The sequence below is a fragment of the Aeromonas sp. S13(2024) genome (genome assembly GCF_041402405.1).
GTDB classification, from domain to species: Bacteria; Pseudomonadota; Gammaproteobacteria; order Enterobacterales; family Aeromonadaceae; genus Aeromonas; species Aeromonas veronii.
Genome location: NZ_JBGLRA010000001.1, coordinates 74,171 through 97,397, shown reverse-complemented (window position 1 = coordinate 97,397; position 23,227 = coordinate 74,171). Strand labels below are relative to the sequence as shown.

At 59.2% G+C, this 23,227-nt stretch carries 20 protein-coding genes; 9 read left to right on the top strand and 11 right to left on the bottom strand.

Going from position 1 to position 23,227, the window contains the following annotated elements; genetic code table 11:
• Positions 1-212: 212 nt before the first annotated feature.
• From thrC to ACB042_RS00470, 4 genes are all read right to left on the bottom strand, one after another.
• Positions 213-1,487 carry a threonine synthase gene (gene thrC, locus ACB042_RS00485; RefSeq protein WP_371177555.1) on the bottom strand — a complete coding sequence of 425 codons (1,275 nt, stop codon included), beginning with the start codon at positions 1,485-1,487 and terminating at the stop codon, positions 213-215.
• Positions 1,484-2,479 carry a homoserine kinase gene (gene thrB, locus ACB042_RS00480; RefSeq protein ID WP_216948243.1) on the bottom strand — a complete coding sequence of 332 codons (996 nt, stop codon included), beginning with the start codon at positions 2,477-2,479 and terminating at the stop codon, positions 1,484-1,486. The genes thrC and thrB overlap by 4 nt, the downstream gene beginning before the upstream one ends.
• A 2-nt stretch (positions 2,480-2,481) precedes the next feature.
• Positions 2,482-4,941, bottom strand: coding sequence for a bifunctional aspartate kinase/homoserine dehydrogenase I (gene thrA / locus ACB042_RS00475; RefSeq protein ID WP_371177554.1), 2,460 nt, complete (start codon positions 4,939-4,941; stop codon positions 2,482-2,484).
• Positions 4,942-5,191: 250 nt separating this feature from the next.
• Complete coding sequence (locus ACB042_RS00470; RefSeq protein WP_371177553.1) at positions 5,192-5,899, bottom strand: tRNA/rRNA methyltransferase; 708 nt, start codon at positions 5,897-5,899, stop codon at positions 5,192-5,194.
• Positions 5,900-6,105: 206 nt separating this feature from the next.
• Here ACB042_RS00470 and aceK point away from each other — a divergent pair, with 206 nt between their 5' ends.
• Positions 6,106-7,833, top strand: coding sequence for a bifunctional isocitrate dehydrogenase kinase/phosphatase (gene aceK, locus ACB042_RS00465; RefSeq protein WP_371177552.1), 1,728 nt, complete (start codon positions 6,106-6,108; stop codon positions 7,831-7,833).
• A gap of 78 nt (positions 7,834-7,911) precedes the next feature.
• Here aceK and tesB read toward each other — a convergent pair whose 3' ends face one another.
• The 6 genes from tesB to ACB042_RS00435 all read right to left on the bottom strand — a co-directional run bounded on the left by tesB (position 7,912) and on the right by ACB042_RS00435 (position 13,096).
• Positions 7,912-8,778, bottom strand: a complete 867-nt coding sequence (gene tesB, locus ACB042_RS00460; RefSeq protein WP_019445657.1) for an acyl-CoA thioesterase II — start codon at positions 8,776-8,778, stop codon at positions 7,912-7,914.
• Between the two features lie 233 nt (positions 8,779-9,011).
• Positions 9,012-9,935: a 23S rRNA pseudouridine(2605) synthase RluB gene (gene rluB, locus ACB042_RS00455; RefSeq protein WP_005347347.1), complete on the bottom strand. Its 924-nt coding sequence runs from the start codon at positions 9,933-9,935 to the stop codon at positions 9,012-9,014.
• A 134-nt stretch (positions 9,936-10,069) separates the two neighbouring features.
• A complete protein-coding gene (scpB, locus tag ACB042_RS00450) occupies positions 10,070-10,642 on the bottom strand; it encodes an SMC-Scp complex subunit ScpB (RefSeq protein WP_005350230.1) in 573 nt (190 codons plus the stop codon).
• Positions 10,626-11,495, bottom strand: coding sequence for a ScpA family protein (locus ACB042_RS00445; protein ID WP_371177551.1), 870 nt, complete (start codon positions 11,493-11,495; stop codon positions 10,626-10,628). Before ACB042_RS00445 ends, scpB begins: the two co-directional genes overlap by 17 nt.
• Positions 11,488-12,108: an L-threonylcarbamoyladenylate synthase gene (locus ACB042_RS00440; protein WP_371177550.1), complete on the bottom strand. Its 621-nt coding sequence runs from the start codon at positions 12,106-12,108 to the stop codon at positions 11,488-11,490. Before ACB042_RS00440 ends, ACB042_RS00445 begins: the two co-directional genes overlap by 8 nt.
• Before the next feature lie 106 nt (positions 12,109-12,214).
• A complete protein-coding gene (locus ACB042_RS00435; protein WP_371177549.1) occupies positions 12,215-13,096 on the bottom strand; it encodes a PHP domain-containing protein in 882 nt (293 codons plus the stop codon).
• 448 nt (positions 13,097-13,544) lie between these two features.
• Between ACB042_RS00435 and ACB042_RS00430 the strand changes: the two genes are divergently transcribed.
• The 8 genes from ACB042_RS00430 to ACB042_RS00395 all read left to right on the top strand — a co-directional run bounded on the left by ACB042_RS00430 (position 13,545) and on the right by ACB042_RS00395 (position 22,271).
• Positions 13,545-15,179, top strand: a complete 1,635-nt coding sequence (locus ACB042_RS00430) for an anthranilate synthase component 1 (protein ID WP_371177548.1) — start codon at positions 13,545-13,547, stop codon at positions 15,177-15,179.
• Positions 15,172-15,771 carry an aminodeoxychorismate/anthranilate synthase component II gene (locus tag ACB042_RS00425; protein ID WP_005359135.1) on the top strand — a complete coding sequence of 200 codons (600 nt, stop codon included), beginning with the start codon at positions 15,172-15,174 and terminating at the stop codon, positions 15,769-15,771. Before ACB042_RS00430 ends, ACB042_RS00425 begins: the two co-directional genes overlap by 8 nt.
• A 15-nt stretch (positions 15,772-15,786) precedes the next feature.
• A complete protein-coding gene (gene trpD, locus ACB042_RS00420) occupies positions 15,787-16,815 on the top strand; it encodes an anthranilate phosphoribosyltransferase (RefSeq protein ID WP_019445648.1) in 1,029 nt (342 codons plus the stop codon).
• On the top strand, positions 16,815-18,323 hold the full coding sequence (gene trpCF, locus ACB042_RS00415; protein ID WP_371177547.1) for a bifunctional indole-3-glycerol-phosphate synthase TrpC/phosphoribosylanthranilate isomerase TrpF: 1,509 nt from the start codon (positions 16,815-16,817) through the stop codon (positions 18,321-18,323). Before trpD ends, trpCF begins: the two co-directional genes overlap by 1 nt.
• 47 nt (positions 18,324-18,370) lie before the next feature.
• On the top strand, positions 18,371-19,564 hold the full coding sequence (trpB, locus tag ACB042_RS00410; protein ID WP_005338139.1) for a tryptophan synthase subunit beta: 1,194 nt from the start codon (positions 18,371-18,373) through the stop codon (positions 19,562-19,564).
• Positions 19,561-20,367, top strand: coding sequence for a tryptophan synthase subunit alpha (gene trpA, locus ACB042_RS00405; RefSeq protein WP_371177546.1), 807 nt, complete (start codon positions 19,561-19,563; stop codon positions 20,365-20,367). The genes trpB and trpA overlap by 4 nt, the downstream gene beginning before the upstream one ends.
• Before the next feature lie 543 nt (positions 20,368-20,910).
• The gene (locus ACB042_RS00400; RefSeq protein WP_245147482.1) at positions 20,911-21,702 is read left to right on the top strand and encodes a TIR domain-containing protein; all 792 of its coding nucleotides are present in this window, start codon (positions 20,911-20,913) and stop codon (positions 21,700-21,702) included.
• Between the two features lie 104 nt (positions 21,703-21,806).
• The gene (locus tag ACB042_RS00395) at positions 21,807-22,271 is read left to right on the top strand and encodes a hypothetical protein (RefSeq protein ID WP_245147481.1); all 465 of its coding nucleotides are present in this window, start codon (positions 21,807-21,809) and stop codon (positions 22,269-22,271) included.
• A gap of 231 nt (positions 22,272-22,502) precedes the next feature.
• Here ACB042_RS00395 and ACB042_RS00390 read toward each other — a convergent pair whose 3' ends face one another.
• A complete protein-coding gene (locus ACB042_RS00390; protein ID WP_371177545.1) occupies positions 22,503-23,036 on the bottom strand; it encodes a metal-dependent hydrolase in 534 nt (177 codons plus the stop codon).
• Positions 23,037-23,227 lie beyond the last annotated feature (191 nt).

The window sequence follows — 23,227 nt, the reverse complement described above, 5'->3', positions numbered from 1 at the left end:
ATATTTAGCCCATAAAAACTCTACTTCTGTACAGATCTATTAATCACCTGCTACAAACTCGGGCTTGTGGGAGCTCAGCAACACTACGCCCAAAAGATTGTCGAGTCAATTGTGCAGCCCCTCAAACTTGATTGACCTTCCCAATCCAGAAAACAAAAAATCCCCCATCACTGGGGGATTTTTTGTTTCTATCGGTTATCTCGACACAACAGTTAACCCACCAAAAACGCCCTTAACCGGGCAAACTCCGCTGGCAAATTCACGGAGAGCAGCGGCAGTTCGGCGTGCTTGGCGAGCGGGCCGGGCAGCGGTACATCGAGATGCAAGATCTCGTCCACTGACTCCTTGAACTTGGCGGGATGGGCGGTGCAGAGGAACACCCCCACTTCGTCCTCGGCCAGCTGTTCCCCCAGCAGATCCCAGGCAATCGCCCCGTGGGGTTCGCACAGGTAATCCAGCTCGTGCAGGCGTTTGAGGGCTGCGCGGGTTTCGGCATCACTGCGCATGCCAGACCCCAGGGTCTCCAGCGCCCAGCCCTTGCGGCGGCAGAGCTCTTCTACCCGCGGCCAGTTGTTGGGGCGGCTGACATCCATGGCGTTCGACAGGGTTGCAACCGTCTGGTGCGGCTCCCACTGACCGGTTTTCAGGTAGCGCGGCACGGTATCGTTGGCGTTGGTGGCGGCGATAAAGCGCTTCACCGGCAGCCCCAACGCCTTGGCGATAAGACCTGCGGTGAGGTTGCCAAAGTTGCCGGACGGCACGCTGATCACCGCCTTGGCGCGATCGGCTTTCGGTAGCTGGGCCACCGCCTCGAAGTAGTAGCAAACCTGCGCCAGCAGACGGCTGATATTGATGGAGTTGGCGGAGTTGAGGCCAATGGCCTTTTTCAGCGCCTCGTCGTCAAAGGCCTGTTTTACCAGCGCCTGACAGGCATCGAAGTCGCCATCGATGGCGATGGTGCGAATATTGCCGCCGAGGGTGCAGAAGAGCTTCTCCTGCAAGGGGCTGATCTTGCCCTTGGGATAGAGGATCACCACCTCAATCCCCTCCAGCCCGAAGAAGGCGTGGGCCACGGCGGCGCCGGTGTCGCCGGAGGTGGCGGTGAGGATAGTAATCTTGTCGTTGGTTCTAAAGGCTGCGAGACACTGGGCCATAAAGCGGCCGCCGAAATCCTTGAACGCCAGGGTCGGGCCGTGGAACAGCTCAAGGGCATAAGTGCCATCTTTGAGCTTCACCAGCGGCGCCGGGAAGGTGAAGGCGGCATTGATAAGCTCGCTCACTTTGGCGGCGGGCACTTCGTCCCCCAGCAGGTGGCTCAGGATGCGGGCAGAGCGTTCGGCCAGCGGCAGATCCAGCAGGGCATCCACATCGGCCAGCGGTTCGAGTTGTTCGGGGAAGAAGAGCCCCTGTTCGCGACCCAAGCCCTGACGCACCGCCTGCGCGAAGCTCACCTGTTCGCTGTTGTCCTTGATGTTGTAGAGATTCATAGCTCGCTTCCTGTTACCCGTGCCCCGGCCATGTCCAGTTTGCAGACCCGGGCAAATCCATCTTCGTTCTGCACGAAATGTGCTTCCATCCAATCTTTCATCCGCTCGGCCTGCGCCAGATCCTTCATCACCACAAACACGGTGGGACCGGAGCCGGAGATGCCGGTGGCCAGCGCCCCGTTCTGGGCCGCCTGCGCCCGCACCTCGGCAAAGCCTTCGATCAGCGCCGCGCGGTAGGGTTCGGCAATCACGTCTTTCAAGACGCTCGCCGCCAGCCCCTCCTGTCCGGTGTAGCTGGCGTGAACAAAGGCAGCCAGGCGACGACCGTAGGTGAGGCAATCCTGACGGCGATATTGGGCCGGCAAAATGGCGCGGGCAGCAGCGGTCGAAACCACGGTACCCGGGTAGCAGACCACCCAGTACCACTGATCGAACACCGGAATACCCTGACTGATAACGCCGTGCTCTTCCAGCACCAGCTGCATGCCGCCCAGATAACAGGGGGCCACGTTGTCGTAGTGAACGGAGCCGGAGATCTTGCCCTCCATCTCCCCCATCAGCAGCAGCATGTCGTGCTCGTCGAGGGGCGCGCCGTGAAAGGCGTTGAGTCCCTCCAGCGCCGCCACCACGCTGCAGGCGCTGGAACCCAGACCCGAGCCGACCGGCAGGTTCTTCTCCAGCACCATTTCGAGCGGCTTGAGTTTCAGGCCACGCTTCTCCAGCGCCTCGCCATAGGCGACCCAGCAGTCATGGAGGATATTCTTTTTCGGATCATCCGGCAGCTTGTGGGCGTAGCGGCCCACGGATGAGAGGGCAAAAGGCACGTCAGCCGCTTTTACCTGCACCCGATCGCCCAAGAGGGAGCCATCCACAGGGGCGAGCGCTGCCCCCAGTACATCGAATCCCACGCTCAGGTTGGCGCTGGAGGCGGGTGCATAGGCGACTACGCTGCCGCCTTCAGTCATATAAGAGGGGTACATGTCTGAACTCATGCTTATAGCTCCTGCTTCCAGTTCTGGGTGCGCAGCACGTCGGCAAAGACGCCAGCGGCAGTCACTTCGGTACCGGCGCCATAGCCGCGCAGCACCAGCGGGATTGGCTGGTAGTAGGTGGAGAAGAAGGCGAGCGCGTTCTCCCCGTCTTTGACCTTGAACAGCGGCTCGTCGCCACCGACCGCCTTGATGGCGACCTTGCACTTGCCACCCTCGATGGAACCCACGTAGCGCAGCACCTTGCCTTCACGCTGGGCCGCGGCGAACTGGTCGCGGAACCAGCCGTCCGCTTCGGGCAGGCGGGCCATAAAGGCTTCTACATCGCCGCTCACATCAAAGCCGGGTGGCAGCGCCTGCTCTACCTCGACATCGGAGAGCTCCAGCGCCATGCCAGCCTCACGAGCCAGAATGAGCAGCTTGCGCGCCACATCCATGCCGTTGAGATCGTCGCGGGGATCCGGTTCGGTAAAGCCGTTGCTGCGGGCAATCTTGGTGGCTTCAGAGAAGGCCATCCCTTCATCCAGCTTGCCGAAGATAAAGGAGAGGGAACCGGAGAGAATGCCATCGAAGGCACGCAGCTTGTCACCGGCCTTGATGAGGTTCTGCAGGTTCTCGATAACCGGCAGACCGGCGCCCACGTTGGTCTCGTACAGGAACTTGCGGCGAGTCTGGCGGGCAGTGCGGCGCAGCGCCTTGTAGTAATCGAGCGAGCCGGTGTTGGCCTTTTTGTTCGGGGTGACCACGTGGAAACCGGCGGCCAAGAAGTCGGCATACTGAACGGCCACCGCCTCGGAGGAGGTGCAGTCAACGATCACCGGGTTGATGATGTGGCTATCTTCCACCAGCTTTTTCACCCCTTCCAGCGAGAAGCTGTCGCGGGCTTCCACCAGCTGTTCACGCCAGTTGGCGAGGTTCAGGCCATCCTTGTTGACCGCCATCTGGCGGCTGTTGGCGATGCCGACCACGCGAAGGCCAGTGCCCTGCTCGGCCAGTACCGGTTGCTGGCGGGCAATCTGATCCACCAGCGCCGCACCGACACCGCCGACGCCGACCACAAAAAGATCGATAAACTGCTGGCTGCCAAAGAAGTTCTGGTGACACGCCTTGATGGCTTCCGCCACCTTGCAATCCCGCACCACCGCCGAGATTGAGCGCTCGCTAGAGCCCTGGGCGATAGCGACGATATTGATGGAGGCTTGCGCCAGCGAGGTGAAGAAGCGGGCCGCCATCCCTTTGCTGGTGCGCATGCCGTCACCGATCAGGGAGATGATCGCCAGATCGCTGATGATATCCAGCGGCTCCAGCAGCTGGTTTTTGAACTCCAGCTCGAACTCGCGCTCCAGCACCTTGCGGGTCTTCTCACTGTCGTAGCTGTGGATACAGAAGCTGACGCTGTACTCGGAAGATGACTGAGTGATCAGCACGATACTGACCCCGGCACGTGAGACGGCGGAGAAGATGCGACCGGCCATGCCGACCATCCCCTTCATGCCGGGGCCGGAGACGTTGAACATGCACATGCCGGAGAGATCCGAGATGGCCTTCACTTTCAGGTCATCGTCGCCGCTCTCGGGGCCGATCAGGGTGCCCGGCCCTTGCGGGTTGAAGCTGTTCTTGATGAGGCAGGGAATATGGAACTGGGCCACCGGCGCGATGGTTTTCGGATGCAGCACCTTGGCGCCGAAGTAGGAGAGCTCCATCGCCTCCTTGTAGGAGAGGGTTTTCAGCAAGTAGGCATCCGGCACCAGACGGGGGTCGCAGCTGTAACAGCCTTCGACGTCAGTCCAGATCTCGCAGCACTCGGCATCGACGCAGGCAGCCAGCACGGCGGCGGAGTAGTCGGAGCCGTTACGACCCAGCAGCACTGTTTCACCCTTGTCGCTGCCGCCGGTAAAGCCCGGCATCAGATAGAGACAATCGCTGCGTAATCCTTTGGCGGCAAAGCGCAGGCGGGAGGCTTCGATATCGACGTGAGCTTCCAGATAGCCGCCGTCGGTGACCAGCAGCTCTTCCGGTACGATCAGCTCCAGATCCAGACCGCGTACCCGCAGCAGCTCGTGCATAAAGGCGATGGAGAGGTTCTCGCCACGGCTCAGAATGCGTGCCTGCACGTTGTCCGGGCAGAGGCCCAGCAGACGGATGCCCTGCATCAGGCGCTCAACCTGATCCAGCTCGGCGGTGAGACGGGCCAACAGCGCCTTGTCATCGAGCGCCGGATAGGCCGCCTTCAACCCGGCCAGCAGGCGGGAGAAGATACCGTTGACTTCAAACAGGGTGGAACTGGCATCCATGCCGCGGCTGGTCTGTTCCACCAGCGCCACCAGATGATTGGTCACCTTGGCAGGTGCAGAGAGCACCAGGGCTACCTGAGATTGGCCGTGGGTGTTGACCGCGATATCGGCCACCCGTAAAAAACGCTCTGCATCGGCCAGTGAAGACCCGCCAAATTTCAACACTCTCATCGCTTTCTCTCCCTGTAAATCTATGAAATTCAATCTAAAAACCAATCCAACAAAAAGGCCCGTACTGGGTGGGTACGGGCCTTTTCTGATTTCTGTGCTTGTTCGTCAGCGCATCAACCGGCCCCAGTGCCACCTGTGGTGGTACCGGTAATAATGGTGGTGGTGATGACGTTGATGAATAACTGCATGACGAACACTCGTTGACGAAGCTGGCTTTTAGCAATACCGCGGCGGGCGCTGGGCTGTCAACTTAAACCTCTTTGCCAAGTTTGCGCGCAAGGTCTTTGCAGAGCAGGTGGAGCATGTTCAAATCCCGCTGCGGCAGCATGGGCACCCGGTCCATCACCCATTGATGCAGTTTTTCATCCTGCGAAACTCCGAGTTCACCAAGTAATTCTGCTGTTTTGCTTTTCAGCACCCGAACCTGCCCGGCGTTATCAAAATTTTCTGCTACCGCAGCGCCGCCGTCGGCGTTCAGCTCATCCATCAGCTGACTCATCTCGTAGGCGTAGAGCATGATCGCCTGCCCCAGATTGAGGGACGGGTAGCTCACCTTGAGGGGCAGATAGCTGATGAGATCGACCTCGGCCAGCTGCTCGTTGGAAAGCCCCGACTCCTCGCAGCCAAACACGATGGCCACCTTGTTGAGTGAAGGCTTGCTGCGGATCTGCTCGCGGATCTCCCCCGGGGTGAGGTAGTGCTGGTAGCGACCGCGCTCACGGGCAGTGGTGGCGATCACCAGATCCATGTCCGCCAGCGCCTCGGACAGGGTGTCAAACGCCTCGGCCTGGGTCAGGATCTCCTGGGCGCCGTGGGCCACCCAGCTCGCCTCCTCCTCTTCGTGTACCCGGCTCGCCACCAGTCGCATGGCATCGAATCCCATGGTTTTCATGGCGCGGGCCGCCGCCCCCACGTTCGCAGGACGGGCAGGTGCCACCAGGACAAAATAGAGCTTCATCAGGTTTCCTCACAGGCCGGACGGCCTCTCAAACAGACAGCAAACAGTCGCTAAACCATCACCAAAACAGGGGCGCAATCTACCGTTTATCCCCGAAAATTGCCACTTGAACAGACGTTTGAATGTTGCGATAGTTGCCAGACGTGTGAACAAATTACACCCAATCCTTCGCGCTATCGGCCCGACAGATCACAAGGAAGAGAGAGATGCAGCAGCCATTGGAACAGGCCGTCGCCGAGACTATCTTGCAACGCTTCGAGTCGTTTTACAGCCGGTTTCTCGAGATAACCCAGGGCAGCAAGAGCCGCTTCGAGAACAGTGACTGGCTGGGGGTGCAGCTCGCCGGGCGCGAGCGTATTCGCCTCTATGACCACCATGTGGGGGCCACCGCCAGCTCCATCCGTCAGATGATGGGGGAGCACCACGCCACTCAGGAGCTGCTCAAGCGGGTCAAAAGCGCCTTCAGCGATCTGCTGCCCCGTTGTGACAACTTCGAGGTGGCGGAGTCCTTCTTCAACTCCGTCTATCGGCGGATCTTTCGTCATCGCAATATCCGCGACGAGAACCTCTATATCCACCCCTTTGTCAGCCGTGGCGAAAAACCGGATTTAAGCTCCCTGCTGCGGATCTATCGCACCGATCTGGCCCACTTGCCGCAGACCTTGAGCCAGCTTTTGGGGGATTACAGCTTCACCCTCCCCTACGAGGACAAGCAGCGGGATATTGTCGACATCCACCGCCATCTTGCGGAGAACGGCCCGCAAATTATCCATGACGAGCCGTTTGCCATCGAGCTATTGAAAGAGGTGTTCTACCGCAACAAGGGGGCCTATCTGGTGGGACTGATCCGGGCCCGGGATCAGGTGTTCCCCTTTATCCTGCCCCTGCTCAGCACCGGCCACAGCATCTATGTGGATACCGTCATCTTCGAGCCGGATCTCGCCTCCATCGTGTTTGGCTTCGCCCGCGCCTATTTCATGGTCTATACCCGCGAACCGGCGCTGTTTGTCGCCTTCCTGCGCCAGATCATGCCCCACAAGCCCGATTACGAGATCTACAACGCCATCGGTTGCCAGAAGCATGGCAAGACCGAGCTCTATCGCCACTACCGCCACCATCTGGCCCAGAGTCGGGATCAGTTCATCATCGCACCGGGCATAAAGGGGATGGTGATGAGCGTGTTCACCCTCCCCTCCTACGACGTGGTGTTCAAGGTGATAAAAGACGAGTTCACTCCCCCCAAGGATGTGAGCCACGAGCAGGTGAAGGCGAAATACCGGCTGGTTAAACAGCACGATCGGGTGGGTCGGATGGCCGATACCCAGGAGTTCACCAACTTCGAGTTTCCGCTGGACCGCATCTCGCCGGAGCTCCTTGCCGAGCTCAAGACGGTGGCACCGTCGGCGCTCACCATCAGCGACGACAAGCTGGTGATCAAGCACCTCTATACCGAGCGCAAGATGATCCCCCTCAACCTCTATCTGGACAAGGCGGACGAGCAACAGACCCGGCTCGCGCTTGAGGAGTACGGCAACGCCATCAAGCAGCTGGCGGCGGCCAACATCTTCCCGGGGGACATGCTGTTCAAGAATTTTGGCGTCACCCGTCACGGCCGGGTGGTCTTCTACGACTACGACGAGATCTGCTACATGACGGAGTGCAACTTCCGCCAGATCCCGCCGCCTCGCTACCCCGAGGATGAGTGGAGCGCCGAGCCCTGGTACTCGGTGGCCCCCAACGACATCTTCCCCGAGGAGTTCGCCACCTTCCTGCTGCAAAAGCCACAGGTGCGCGAGATCATGTTGCAGTTGCACAAGGAGATGTTCGACGCCAACTACTGGAAGATGCTGCAGAGCAACATCAAGGTGGGGGTATTCGAGGATGTCTATCCCTACCGACGCAAGAAGCGCTTCAAGTACCAGCGCGGCGGCTGATCCCGCAGCGCCCGCCCACATCGCAGCAACGAAAACGGGGTGGCCCAAGCCACCCCGTTTTGCTATCCGCTTTGCGCCTTAACTGCCGCGACGGCGGATCACTCCTTCCTGCATGGTACTCGCCACCAGCATGCCATCACGGGTAAAGAACTGGCCGCGCACCAGACCACGACCGCTGCTGGCGCTCGGGCTGTCTACCACGTAGAGCAGCCAGTCGTCGAAGCGGAAATCCCGGTGGAACCACATGGAGTGGTCGATGGTGGCCACCTGCATATCCGGCTCCCAGTAGGACACCCCGTGCGGCTGCAGCGAGGTGAGCAGGAAGTTGAAGTCGGAGGCGTAGGCCAGCAGGTATTTGTGCACCCGCAGATCGTCCGGCATCTGGCCGTTGGCCTTGAACCAGACGTGGCGTACCGGATCCTGCACCGTCGGGCGAATAGGGTCGACCAGGGTCACCGGGCGCATCTCGATGGGCTGCTCGCAGAGGATCTTGTCGCGCAGAGAGGCCGGGATCAGATTCTCATAGGGGCGCACCAGCTCCAGCTCGCTCTTGAGCTCCTCCGGCGGGGTGATGCCGGTGGGCATCTGCGCCTGATGCTCGAAACCATCTGCCGGCACCTGAAACGAGGCGTTGAGATAGAAGATGGGCTTGCCGCCCTGAATCGCCTTGACCCGGCGGGTGGAGACGGTCTGGCCGTCACGGATATTCTCCACGTCATAGACGATGGGACGGGTCACATCCCCCGGACGCAGGAAGTAGGAGTGAAAACTGTGAACCTGACGGCCGGTCTCGACCGTCTGCTTGGCGGCTGACAAGGCCTGCCCCATTACCTGTCCGCCAAACACGGCCCGCAGACCGAGATCCTGGCTCTGGCCCCGAAACAGGCCCTCCTCGATTTTTTCCAGCGCCAACAACGCCAGCAGCTCATCAAGTACCTTGCTCATCGTTCACTCCTCTATCAGAGCCGCACAGGCTAACAAGCTCACCGGAGCAGAGCAACCTCGGCCACGTCTTAGCGGGCAAGCTGACGACAGAAATGCCCCCTCAATTTCTCACCAGCCACCCTTTTACCAGCCAAGGGGCGCTGATACAAAAAAGCCCGCACCAGTTGGTGCGGGCCTTTGCTTGGCCGACTGTGCGCTATTTGACGGCGCGCAGTTCGCAACAGGCTATCGGCTTACTTGCTGCCGGTCCCTGAGTTGCGGGTAGAGGCTTGCGGCTTGCGACGGGCGGTGGTGGCGCGAGCGCGCGGCTCTTTGCCCTGCATCTCTTTGTGACGCTGCACGGCGCGACGGATCTGGGCGGCCTGCTTGTGACGGCTGGTTTTGCCATCCTGCTGCAGATCGACTTTGGATTCGGTCTCCGGCGGCAGGTTGACCAGACCGCGCAGGTAGTTCACTTCCGGCAGTTTCAGCTCTTGCCAGCCGCCGCGCGGGATACCGCGGTCCAGCTTGACGTCGCCGTAGCGGATCCGCATCAGGCGGCTCACCTGCACTTCCTGGGATTCCCACAGGCGGCGCACTTCACGGTTGCGTCCTTCGGTCAAGGTAACGTTGAACCACTGGTTCAGACCCTCACCGCCAGCCGGTTTGATCTTGTTGAACTTGGCGGTGCCATCTTCCAGCTGCACGCCCTTGCGCAGACGCTGCAGCATGGCTTCGGTGATCTCGCCAAAGACACGGACCGCGTATTCCCGCTCCACTTCGTGGCTCGGGTGCATCAGACGGTTGGCCAGCTCACCGTCGGTGGTGAACAGCAACAGACCGGAGGTGTTGACGTCGAGGCGCCCGACCGCAATCCAGCGGGCACCTTCCATCTTGGGCAGGCGATCAAACACGGTGGGACGACCTTCCGGATCGTGACGGGTACACATCTCCCCTTCCGGCTTGTGATAAGCCAGTACGCGGCAGATCACTTCCTCTGCGGCACGGGTCTTGACCTGGTGACCATCCACCCGGATCACGGCGTTCACTTCGACGCGATCCCCCAGTGTGGCGACCTTGCCATCCACACTGACCCGACCTGCGGTGATCAGGGCCTCCATCTCACGACGGGAGCCGTGACCCGCGCGGGCCAACACTTTTTGCAGTTTTTCACTCATCGGGGTTACCTGATTGTTGATCGCTGCCCACTGGTGAAAGGGGCAACGGGGTTAACTGTAACAAACGCCGTTTGGAGCACTCGCCACAGTTGAAAAATGTATATCTCGGTGACATCGGCACGCTTGGGCGCCATTCACCGGGCATCGCTCTCCCCGTCCACCGCAGAGGGCAACAGGGGTTGCAGTTCAGGATCCAGCTCGGGGAGCTGCTCCAGACTCTGCAGATTAAAGTAATCCAGAAACTCTCTGGTGGTGGCGAGCAGCTCGGGGCGACCGGCCACCTCTTTGTGGCCTATGCTGCGCACCCAGCCACGTTCTTTCAGGGTATTCACTATCTGGCTCGACACCGCCACCCCGCGGATCGCTTCGATCTCGGCCCGAGTGATGGGTTGGCGATAGGCAATCAGGGTCAGCGTCTCCATCACGGCGCGCGAATAGCGCGGCGCGCGCTCGCTCCAGAGCCTTGAGAGCTCCTCGGCATACTCCTGACGCGCCTGAAAGCGCCAGCCGGAAGCGACCTCCTTGAGCTCGACGCCCCGCGAGCTGTAATCTTGCCTGATCTCGGCCAACAGCAGCTGAACATAGCGACTGGTCACCGGATAATCCGCCAGCACGCTGCTTTTCAGCTCGCTGACATTGAGCGGACGACCGGCCACGAACAGCGCCGCTTCGATCAGGGTCTTGAGTCGTTCAGTGGGCAGCGCCACGGTTGCCCTCCTCGCTCTGCTCGGCCAATGCGAAATGGATTGGGCCGAGCGGTTCTGCCTGCAGGATCCAGACCAGTTGCTCCTTGCACAGCTCCAGCAGGGCCAGAAACGTCACCAGTACCCCCATGCGCCCCTCTTCGGCACGCAGCACCTGCTCAAGGCGCAGGGTCTGCCCCAGCGTGAGCATGGCGAGGATCTCCGCCATGCGCACCCGGGTCGGGATCTGTTCGCGGCGGATCTGGTGATGTTCGAAATGAGTCGCGCGTTTTACCACACTTTGCATGTAAAGGGCGAGCTCAACCAGCGAAACATCGGGCGCCAGTGGCTTGAGGGCGCCAAAATCGGGGGGCAAGGCAGCGGCGATATAAATATCCCGCTCCACCCGTGGCAGCTCATTGACCCTCTCCGCCCCTACCTTGTAGCGCTCGTACTCCTGCAGGCGGCGGATCAGGGTCACTCGCGGGTCTTCTCCCTCATCTTCATCCTCCAGCTCCGGCGCCTTGGGCAGCAGCAGGCGGGATTTGATCTCCGCCAGCCAGGCCGCCATCAGCAGGTATTCGGCCGCCAGCTCAAGGTTGAGCCCCTGCATCAGCTCCACGTACTCCATGTACTGGGCGGTGATCTGAAGGATTGGCAGGTTGAGGATATCGAGCTGCTGGCGCCTGATGAGATAGAGCAGCAGATCCAGCGGCCCCTCGAAGGTATCGAGGAACACCTCCAGCGCATCGGGCGGGATGAACAAGTCCTGGGGCAGCTCGTGATAGGGCTGCCCCAGGACTTTCGCGATGGGTAGTGCGGCGCCAGTCCCCGTCTCGGCGGAAGGGACTGTCACCGGTTCAGCGACATCACTCAAACGGAGTCGGGTCTCCGGCGCCGCGACGACGCAATACCGGCTCGTCGTCAGAGAAATCGACCACAGTGGTGGGCTGCTCACCCAGATAACCGCCGTTGACCACCAGATCGATCTGCTTGCCCAGCTTGTCGAAGATCTCTTCCGGGTCAAACTCGGCCATCTCGGAGTCCGGGAGGATCAGAGTGGTGGAGAGCAGCGGCTCGCCGAGGGCTTCCAAGAGTGCCTGAGCAATCTTGTTGTCCGGCACCCGGATGCCAATGCTCTTCTTCTTCTCGTTCATCAGGCGGCGCGGCACCTCTTTGGTCGCCTTGAAGACGAAGGTGTAGGCACCCGGGGTGTTGTTTTTAATCAGGCGAAACGCGCTGTTGTCGACCTTGGCGTAGGTGGAGATCTCGGAGAGATCGCGGCACACCAGGGTGAAGTCGTGGTTAGCGTCGAGACGACGGATGCGGCAGATGCGCTCCAGCGCGCCCTTGTCACCCATCTGGCAACCCAGCGCATAACCGGAGTCGGTCGGATAGACGATGACGCCGCCGTTCTGGATGATCTGTACCGCCTGACCGATCAGACGGGCCTGGGGGTTTTCCGGATGTACGTAAAAATGCTGACTCATAGCTTGTTCTCGCAATGGGGGCAGCAATACCTGCCCGCTCGTATGGTCACGGGTCAAAGACCCATGACACTACCTTAACCTGTTTGTGGCCGCTTCGCTGGCGCCGTTACCGGCTTGCCAGCAGCTCGGCGTGTTGCTCGGTGGTGAGCCCAAAGTGACTTGGATAGGCCAGCCATACGGGCATCCCCTCTTTGGGCAGCCAGAGGTGGCGGCCCAGCTCGGTCCAGTTGGAGGGGAAGTGAAAATCCGATCCCACCGAGATATAGAGGTCGTGCTCCTTGGCCCACTGGCCCAGATTGGCCCGCTCCTGCGGGCTCTGCTGGGGCAACGAGACCTCCATGGCATCGCCACCGGCCGCTTTGAAGGCCACCAGCAGCCGCTTAATCCACTTGGCGGTGAGATCGTAACGGCTGGGGTGGGCCAGCACCGCCAGCCCACCCGCGGCGTGAATGGCAGCGATGGCTTCACTCATCTCGGGCCACTCGGCCGGGGCATAGCCTTTATTGCCACGGCTCAGGTACTTTTTGAATACCTTCTGCATGTTGTCGGCCACCCCGCGCGCCACCAGCACTCGGGCAAAGTGGGCGCGGGTCACGGCGGCGTCACCGGCGAGCGCCTTGGCCTCTTCATAGGTGCCGGGGATGAGGCACTTCTCCAGACGACGCCCGATTTCCAGCGCACGCGCTTCGCGACGGGCCAGCTGACCGGCCAGAAAATCCAACAGCTGCGGATTTTTTTCATCCACCCCCAGCGCCACGATATGGATCTCGTGGTGCTCCCAGCCGGTGGAGATCTCGACCCCGCTCACCAGTCGCAGCGGCAGTTGCTCGGCTTCGATAGTGCGACGCACCTCATCAAGTCCGGCAAGGGTATCGTGGTCAGTAACCGCTAACACCTCGACCTGTTTCTCGGCGGCGCGGCGCACCAGTTCGTCCGGGCTCAGCACCCCGTCGGAAGCAGTGGTATGGCAGTGAAGATCGAATCTCATCAGGTTATTCCGCTCTCGTGGTCAGGTCACCATTCATGAAAAATCGGTGAAAGAAGGCTAAAAAGCGACTTGACTTGGCCGCGGCTTTATCGTTTTCTGTAGGCACTTCATTGCAAACATCTTTTTACAGGACTTTATCATGCAAACGACTTCCATCCTGACCATTTGGTGGTGGCACACTCCCTGACATGCGGGCGTGTGGTCGTTGCTGTACCTGTAAACTGACAGCAAATTAAGAACCCAAAGAAAAAGCCCGCTGACCCCAGCGGGCTTTTTTATTATCCGGCAAATGGAGCTGTGATGAAACCGAGAATTCAGACAAGCGTAATGACCAGGCGATGGCGCCCCTGCTGAAACCGCCAGAACCCACCTCATTTTCAAGGCACTTTTTCAAGGTATTAGACGTCATGAACATCGGTAACACGCATCACACGCAAGGGAACGCACTATGACAGCCACGCACCGCCTTCCTCTGGGTGAATTCGATACCCTCAAACTCAACGCCCCCTATGTGGCCGATCCGCTGGCGCTCTACAGCGAGTTTTGCCAGCAGCGCCCCAACACCCTGCTGCTGGAATCGGTCGAGATCGACTCCAAGGCGGGCAAACAGAGCCTGCTGCTGGTTGATGCCTGCCTGCGCATCGAGTGCCGCGGCCGCACCGTGCGGGTGCGCAGCCTCAATGACAACGGCGCCCAGTTGCAGAGCCTGCTGACCGAGCGCCTGCCCGCCGCCGTTATCCAGAGCCTGGTGGCCGGCGAGCTGCAGCTCGACTTCCCGGCCTCCGATCGGGAGCAGGATGAAGATAGCCGCCTCAAGGGGATCAGCGTGCTGGACGTGCTGCGCACCCTGCAGCGGGAGCTCGATTGCCAGCTCGGCAAAGAGGCGCTGTTTATGGCGGGCAGCTTTGCCTACGACCTCATCGCCTCTTTTGAAGATCTGCCCGAGGTACCGGAGGGGAGCAACGACTGCCCCGACTACTGCTTCTACGTGGCCGAAACCCTGATCACCATCGACCATATCGCGCGCACCACCCAACTGATTGCCTGTATCTTTGGCGGCGACAGCGACGAGAGCCGGGTGGAGGACAGATACCACCGCCTGAGCGAGCGTCTCGCCCGGTTCAAGCAAGCCTGCCAGCAGGCGCCGCAACAGGAGCCGGTAACCCCGGCCCTGAGTGGCGGCATCAGCGTGGACAAGAGCGACAAGCAGTTCTGCGCCGAAGTAGAGAAGCTCAAGGGCTTTATCCGCCGTGGCGACATCTTCCAGGTGGTGCCGTCCCGCTGCTTCTCCCTGCCCTGCCCCAGCCCCATCGCCGCCTATCGCCGCCTCAAGCAGACCAACCCCAGCCCCTACATGTTCTACGTGCAGGATGAGGGCTTCACCCTGTTTGGCGCCTCCCCCGAGAGCGCGGTGAAATTCTGCGCCACCAGCCGCGACGTGGAGATGTACCCCATCGCCGGTACCCGCCGCCGCGGCTTCAACCCCGATGGCAGCATCAATCGGGATCTCGACGGCCGCATCGAGCTGGAACTGCGTCAGGACGAGAAAGAGGTGGCCGAACACCTGATGCTGGTGGATCTGGGCCGCAACGACATCGCCCGCATCTCCGAACCCGGTACCCGCTACGTCAAGGAGCTGCTGAAAGTGGATCGCTACAGCCACGTGATGCATCTGGTCTCCAAGGTGGTCGGCACCCTGCGTTCCGACCTTGACGCCCTGCACGCCTATCAGGCCTGCATGAACATGGGCACCCTGACCGGCGCCCCCAAAATCCGCGCCAGCGAACTTATTCGCATGGTGGAAGGCAAGCGCCGTGGTAGCTACGGCGGCGCGGTCGGCTACATCAACGGTGCCGGCGAGATGGATACCTGCATCGTCATCCGCTCCGCCTTTGTCAAAGATGGCGTGGCCCACGTACAGGCCGGTGCCGGGGTGGTCTATGACTCCAAGCCGCAAGCCGAAGCGGACGAAACCCGCGCCAAGGCGGCCGCCGTGCTGGCCGCCATCGCCGCCAGCCATGGCACCTCCCTGCAAGCCCTGAGCGCCCAGCAGGAGCAACATAAGGACGTGAGCCATGACTAACATCTTCCTGCTCGACAACTTCGACTCCTTTACCTACAACCTCGTCGACCAGTTCCGCTCCCTCGGCTATCCGGTGCGGATCTACCGCAACAGCCTGCCGGCGAGCCGCATCATGAGCGAGATCGCTGCCTGCGAAGGGGATGCCGTGCTGGTGCTCTCACCGGGCCCGGGCGCCCCCCATGAAGCGGGTTGCCTGATTGATCTGATCAAACTGGCCCGTGGTCAGGTGCCCATCCTCGGCATCTGCCTCGGTCATCAGGCCCTGTGCGAAGCCTACGGTGGCACCGTCGGCGCGGCAGGCGAGATCGTCCACGGCAAGCGCTCCCTGATTGAGCACAACGGCCACGGCGCCTTCGCCGGTCTGCCAAGCCCGCTGCCGGTGGCCCGCTACCACTCGCTGGTCGCTACCTATGTACCGGAAGAGCTGACGGTGATTGCCCACTATCAGGGCATGCCCATGGCCATCGAGCAGCAGGATGAGCGGGTGCTGGGCTTCCAGTTCCATCCCGAATCCATCATGACCTCGGAAGGGGCCCGTCTGCTGACCCAGGCGCTCGCCCATATCACCCGTCCAGAAAGCAGCGTGCGGTAAGGTAAGGAGACCAACATGCATCATCATCTCAACACCCTCTATCAGGGTCAGTCTCTGAGCCGTGAAAGTACCCGCGACGCCTTCGGCCAGGTGGTACGTGGCGAAGTGGATCCCATCGTGCTCGCCAGTCTCTTGACCGCCCTCAAGATCAAGGGGGAGACCCCGGAGGAGATCGCCGGCGCCGCCGAGGCCCTCTTGGCAGAAGCGCGCGACTTCCCGCGTCCGGACTATGAGTTCTGCGACATCGTCGGCACCGGTGGCGATGGCCTCAACACCATCAACGTCTCCACCACCTCGGCGCTGGTCGCCGCCGCCTGCGGCCTGAAAGTGGCCAAGCACGGCAACCGCTCGGTCTCGAGCAAGTCGGGTTCGAGCGATCTGCTCGACAAGATGGGCATCAAGCTCGACATGAGCCCGGCGCAGGCGCGCCGCTGCCTCGATGAGCTCGGCATCTGCTTCCTGTTCGCCCCCCAGTACCACGCCGGGGTGCGCCACGCCATGCCGGTGCGCCAAGCCCTCAAGACCCGCACCCTGTTCAACGTGCTGGGGCCGCTTATCAACCCGGCGCGCCCCACCTATCAGCTGATGGGAGTCTATGCCCCCGAGCTGGTGCGCCCCATCGCAGAAACCCTGCTGGCACTGGGGCTGAAAACCGGTATGGTGGTTCACGGCGCCGGGCTCGACGAGATTGCCATTCACGGCCCGACCCAGGTGGCCCAGATCCGTGACGGCGAGATCCGCGAGTTTCTGCTCACCCCGGCTGACTTTGGCCTCGAGACCTATCCGGTCAGCGCCATTCAGGGTGGTGAGCCTGAAGAGAACCGCGCCATCACCGCCGCCATCCTGGAAGGGCGTGGCACCCCGGCCCACAACGCCGCCATCGCCGCCAATGTGGCACCGCTGCTGCTGATGGCGGGCAAGGCGACCGATCTCAAGAGCGCGGCGGCCGAGGTGCTGGCGGTGCTGGCCAGCGGCAAGGCAGCGGATCTCGCCGCTCGGCTCGCCACTTTGAGCCATCAGGAAGCGGGCCATCAGGAGGCATGATGTCAGCCACCACATTGCACAGCAGTCATTCAGAACGCCCACAGGGCAAGAGCCAGCTTCGCAAGGATAACGAGATGTCAGACCTTATTGCCCCCCATGCTTTTCTGAACATGGCCTCCATCAGCCAGACCATTCTCGGCAAGATCGTGGCGGCCAAACAGCAGTGGGTCGCCGCCCGCAAGCTGGCCCAGCCGTTGGAGAGCTTCCAGAGCGCGCTGACCCCCAGCGATCGGGACTTCGTAGGCGCGCTCAAGGCGGGCTCCACCCGCTTTATTCTGGAGTGCAAGAAGGCCTCCCCGTCCAAGGGCTTGATCCGCGACGATTTCAGCCCGGAGGCTATCGCCGACATCTATGGCAAATACGCCACCGCCATCTCGGTGCTGACCGACGAGAAGTTCTTTCAGGGGGATTTCGCCTTTTTGCCGCGGGTGCGCAGCCGCGTCAGTCAGCCGGTGCTCTGCAAGGATTTCATGATTGACCCCTATCAGGTCTATCTGGCCCGCCACTATCAGGCGGACGCCATCCTGCTGATGCTCTCCGTGCTCACCGACGAGGGCTATCGTGCCCTGTTCGCGGTCGCCAAGGAGCTGGGCCTTGGCGTACTCACCGAGGTAAGCAACGAGGAAGAGCTGACCCGGGCCATCGCGTTGGGCGCGCCGGTGATTGGCATCAATAACCGGAACCTGCGCGACTTGAGCGTGGATCTCAACCGCACCAAACAGCTGGCTAAAGATATTCCGAGCGATCGGGTGGTGATCAGCGAATCCGGCATCAACCACCGCGCTCAGGTGGCGGATCTGCGCCACCACGCCAAGGGCTTTCTGGTGGGCTCGTCATTGATGGCCGAGCCGGATCTGGAAGCGGCTGTGCGCAAGCTGGTACTGGGCCAGAACAAGGTGTGCGGCCTCACCCGCGCCGAGGATGCCGCCGCTGCCCATCAGGCGGGCGCGGTATTCGGGGGTCTTATCTTTGTGGCGAAAAGCCCGCGCTATGTGGACATCCCCGCCGCCCGCGCCGTGATGGCGGGTGCGCCGCTCTCTTACGTCGGGGTATTTCGCAACGCCCAGCCCGCCACCATCGCCAAGACAGTGGATGCGCTGGGGCTCGCCGCGGTGCAGCTGCACGGGGATGAAGATGCCGCCTATATCGAGATCCTGCGTCCCCTGCTGCCCGCTGGCTGCCAGATCTGGAAAGCAATCGGCATCTCTCTTGGCAAGGAAAGCGGCGAGCCGCTGCCCGCCCTCGACTACCCGGCCGATCGCCTGCTGCTGGATACGAAAGTCGGCAGCCAGAGCGGCGGCACCGGTCAGGCGTTCGACTGGGCCCTGTTGGCAAATCTCGATAAAGCCAAGCTGATGCTGGCGGGCGGCCTTAATCCCGACAACGCCCTGCAGGCGGCGCAAGTGGGCTGCCTCGGCCTTGATTTCAACTCCGGGGTGGAGAGTGCCCCGGGCCAGAAGGATGCGCACAAGATTGCAGCCGCCTTCGGCGCACTGCGCAACCTGTAACGCAACCCTTTTTGATGTTTCGATTTAGCTAATACAAGGAAGAAGCCATGACCCTGCTCAACCCGTTTTTCGGCGAATTTGGCGGTATGTATGTACCCCAAATCCTTATCCCGGCCCTGCTCCAGCTGGAGAAAGCCTTTGTCGATGCCAAGGATGATCCGGCCTTTATCGCCGAGTTTCAGTCCCTGCTGACCGAGTATGCCGGTCGCCCGACTCCGCTCACCCTGACCCGTAATCTGACCAAGGGCACCAAGACCCGCCTCTATCTGAAGCGTGAAGATCTGCTGCACGGCGGCGCCCACAAGACCAACCAGGTGCTGGGTCAGGCGCTGCTGGCCAAGCGGATGGGCAAGAACGAGATCATCGCCGAGACCGGCGCAGGTCAGCACGGCGTCGCCACTGCCCTGGCCTGCGCCCTGCTCGGCCTCAAGTGCCGGGTCTATATGGGTGCCAAGGATTGCGAGCGCCAGAAGCCCAACGTATTTCGCATGAAGCTGATGGGCGCCACCGTCATTCCGGTGCACTCAGGCTCGTCCACCCTGAAAGATGCCTGTAACGAGGCGCTGCGCGACTGGGCCGCCAACTACGAGTCGGCCCACTACCTGCTCGGCACCGCCGCGGGCCCACACCCCTTCCCCACTATCGTGCGGGAGTTCCAGAAGATGATCGGCGAAGAGGCCAAGGCCCAGTGCTTCGAGAAGGAAGAGCGACTGCCCGATGCGGTGATCGCCTGCGTCGGCGGCGGTTCCAACGCCATCGGCATGTTTGCCGACTTTATCGATGAGCCGTCGGTGCGCCTGATCGGCGTCGAGCCGGGTGGTCACGGCATCGAGAGCGGCGAGCACGGTGCGCCGCTCGGTCACGGCAGCAAGGGGGTCTTCTTTGGCATGCACTCCTACCTGATGCAGGACAATCAGGGCCAAATTCAGGAGTCCTACTCCGTCTCGGCGGGGCTCGACTTCCCCTCCGTCGGCCCGCAACACGCCCACCTGGCCGCCATCGGCCGCGCCGAGTACCCCTCGGTGACCGACAAGGAGGCGCTGGACGCCTTCCAGGAGCTGGCCAAATCCGAAGGTATCATACCAGCGCTGGAGTCCTCCCACGCACTGGCCCACGCCCTCAAGATGGCCCGCAGTGAACCGGAAAAAGAGCAGGTGCTCATCGTCAACCTCTCCGGCCGTGGCGACAAAGATATCTTCACCGTTGCTGACATTTTTGAGAAAGAAGGAACCTTGTCATGAACCGTTACGCACAACTCTTCTCCCGTCTGGATGAAGCCAATCAGGGCGCCTTTGTGCCGTTCGTGATGCTGGGTGACCCCACCCCCGAATTGTCGCTAGCCATCGTCGATGCGCTGGTAGAAGGGGGCGCCGATGCCCTCGAGCTCGGCATTCCCTTCTCCGATCCGGTGGCGGATGGCCCCACCATTCAGGGCGCCGCCCTGCGCGCGTTTGCCAGCCACACCACCCCGGACGACTGTTTCGAGCTGCTCGGCCGCATCCGCGCCAAGTACCCGCAGCTGCCCATTGGCCTCTTGGTCTACGCCAACCTGGTCTATGTGCGCAAAATTGACGGCTTCTACGAGAAGTGCCAGCAGGCGGGCGTGGATTCGGTGCTGGTCGCCGACGTGCCGGTGCAGATGTGCGCCCCCTACAAGGCGGCCGCCGACAAGTTCGGCATCGACAGCATCTTTATCGCCCCGCCCAATGGCGACGCCGAGACCCTGGAACAGGTGGCGGAGCTGGGCAATGGTTACACCTATCTGGTGAGCCGCGCCGGTGTCACCGGTGCCGAGACCAAGGCCGGCATGCCGGTGGAGGGGCTAATCAATACCCTGCGCGAGTTCAACGCCCCCCCCGCCCTGCTCGGCTTTGGCATCAGCGAACCGGCTCAGGTGCGTGAAGCGATTGCAGCTGGCGCCGCCGGTGCCATCTCCGGCTCCGCCGTGGTGAAGATCATCGAGACCCACCACCATAACCCGGAACATATGCTCACTCGTCTGAAAGAGTTTGTGGAAGGGATGAAGGCTGCAACCAATCGATAAGGTCGGGTATGGGGTAGGCTGTCTGTGGCCCTGAGTTGCCAGTTCGCATAACCATGTAAAAGGGAGCCTGACCGGCTCCCTTTTATGTTGCTCGTTTGTACCCGCTAACCGCACCCTCTCCCAAGGGAGAGGATGCGGGAAATTAATTACCACCGATGTGACTCACATCGAATATCACTAATGGCTGTGTTTTGAGCGACTCCGTTTTTTTTCCAAAGCCCTCTTCTCATTTATCCCCCTACTCGATTAGAATGTCCAAACGAAAACGGCTCCTCAATGAGAGATCGTATAAATAATCCTTAATATCTCGCTGAATGGAGACTGGTCTGTATCTTAATATGATGAAAATAACTTCAATAGATACCATCTTCGTTTGGCATTTAGACTTATTTATTCTGTATTATGAAATAAATACATTAAAAACAAACAATAGGATATCGAGTTAATTTCAGTTTCCATTTCATTATTCTTGCATTAATTAAGTTCAAACAAGCTATAAATATATTAGCTAAATTTCTGACACGATCCTATCAGAGAGGACATATGGATATAAAAACACTGCAGAATATGGTACAGAGTGCATTAAGTGCTCTTGACAGTTTTGAAGACGGCACCGACACAAATGGGGTTTTTGATAAAATTAGGGCTGCGGCAGATATATGTATCGAGAATAATGATCTTCATCCCTTCCTGAAGGAAAATATTGAACTTACTAAACAGTATACATTTAAAAAAGTAGTTTTTAGCCTATATCAACTTAATGCTCTAACAGGAGGAACAAGAGGCAACCCTTCTATACGCGAATATCTATCCTTTATGAGCGCCACCTATGACTCGATCATCAATAAACCATCCCATAATGAAGAAGATAAAATTAATAATGTAGCTCAATCTAATAAAATATTTATCGTACATGGTCACGATGAGCAAGCAAAAATAGAAACTGCTCGATTCATCGAAAAAGCAGGTCTTGAGGCAATAATTCTTCATGAACAGCCCAGTGGAAGTAGGACGATCATTGAAAAAATTGAGTCGTTTGGTGATGTCGGATTTGCGATTATTTTGTATACCCCATGTGATGTAGGTGCAAAAAAATCCGAAACGCTGGAACTAGCTGAACGCGCGAGGCAAAATGTAGTTTTTGAGCATGGTTACTTTATCGGACGCCTAGGGCGTAGTCGTGTTGCGGCATTGGTAAAGGGTAAAATTGAGACTCCCAATGATATTAGTGGCATTGTCTACACCTTAATTGATAATAGTGGCGCATGGAAAATGGCGTTATTTAAGGAGTTAGAGGACGCAGGATACATTGTCAATACTAAAGCACTACGATAAACATAAACAGAGCAAGTAGTTGAAATTTATTTTCAGTAGAACCAGCTACTTTTAATTGTCGTATAAATAATGCAAGAAATTTTATTTTATGTTAAGGTGGTAGTTTGCAAATGAATGATTTTTTAATTGGTGTATTCGCTAGTATCGCAGCCACAGTATTTGTCACAATCATAGCAAAGTGGATTTGGCCAAATATCAAAGATCGGTGCTTGTATAATGGAATTCGCGTTGATGGAGCATGGGATATAATAGAGACACGAAATGGAAATAGTGTCAACGTAGGAAGAATCAAGCTAAACCAACAAGGCCGTATAATAAAAGGTATAAGTACCCGAACAAAAACAAGAGATGGAAAAAAATCTGAAAGAACTTTTAATTACAATGGATTTGTTAATGGCAATCAGGTAACTTTAATTTTTGAGGATGCACAGGGTATTGGATTTGATACTGGAACCTATGTATTCATTATTCATAATGACGTAAAGACAATGGTTGGCATGGCAACCTTTAATGGAAAAACAGAAAATAAAATAGTCTCTGAACCGAGAACCTTAAGTAAGGTAGTATAGTAATGCATCATGTAAAGGATCTTAAGCGTTGATTCCCTTTAACAAACCTTCCAAGATCCTAGTCTGTATAGATTTTCTCGGCTTTGTGCGGCAAACGCTCCTTGCCAAATAATCAGGACACCCATTTTTCTGGGTAAAATGTTGCATAGCCAGAGCAGAATAGATGGGTGTCCAAGTTTTGATTTCTTTGCTCAGCCAAGATATATCCAACAACCAATTCCGATCCAACCACTACAGCCCTCTTCCCCACACCCGCCACCCCATCAACACCAACATCAATGCAACCCCCGGCAGCCAGACCCAGTAGAGCTCGGAGAAGATCACCGCTTCACCCCGGGCAGTGAGATAGGCCTCCAGCTTGAAGGGGGCAACCCGGATCACCTGCCAGGGGGCAAAGAAACGCTCGTCACGCCACGGCCAGAGCCAGCCAACCCCTTTACCGCCGGTGGTGAGGGAATCGAGCAGGCTATGGGAGAGCAGAGAGACCAGCAGAAACGACCAGACGGTGGCGGCGCTGGCCCGAAATTGGCGGTGAAACAGCATGGCCAGGGTGGGCAGGGCAAAGGCGAACAACAGGGAGTGGGTAAAGCCGCGGTGGCCAAAGACATGGCCGTAGGCGACCCCCAGTTTGAAGGCAAGCACATCGGCATCGGGCAGCATGGCGATGGCAACCCCAGCCAGCAGCAGGCGCGGCGGGATAATCCGGCTCCCAAGCCCCAGTCCAAGGCAGAGAGGCACGGCAGCGTGGGTGACTATGGTGGGCATACGGTGAAGCTCCAACTGAAAACGTGAGCCTACCCTACCCCCGCTCGGTGAAGTGAAGGTGAAGTGCGCCCACTGTATTGGTTCGCTGTTAGATAAACGCAGCGCCAATCAGCGTTGGCGCGTTAACTTGAAATGTTCATTTAACAGCGGCTGACATGCAGAACGGGATCGTGATAAGTAGTCTCTTCGAT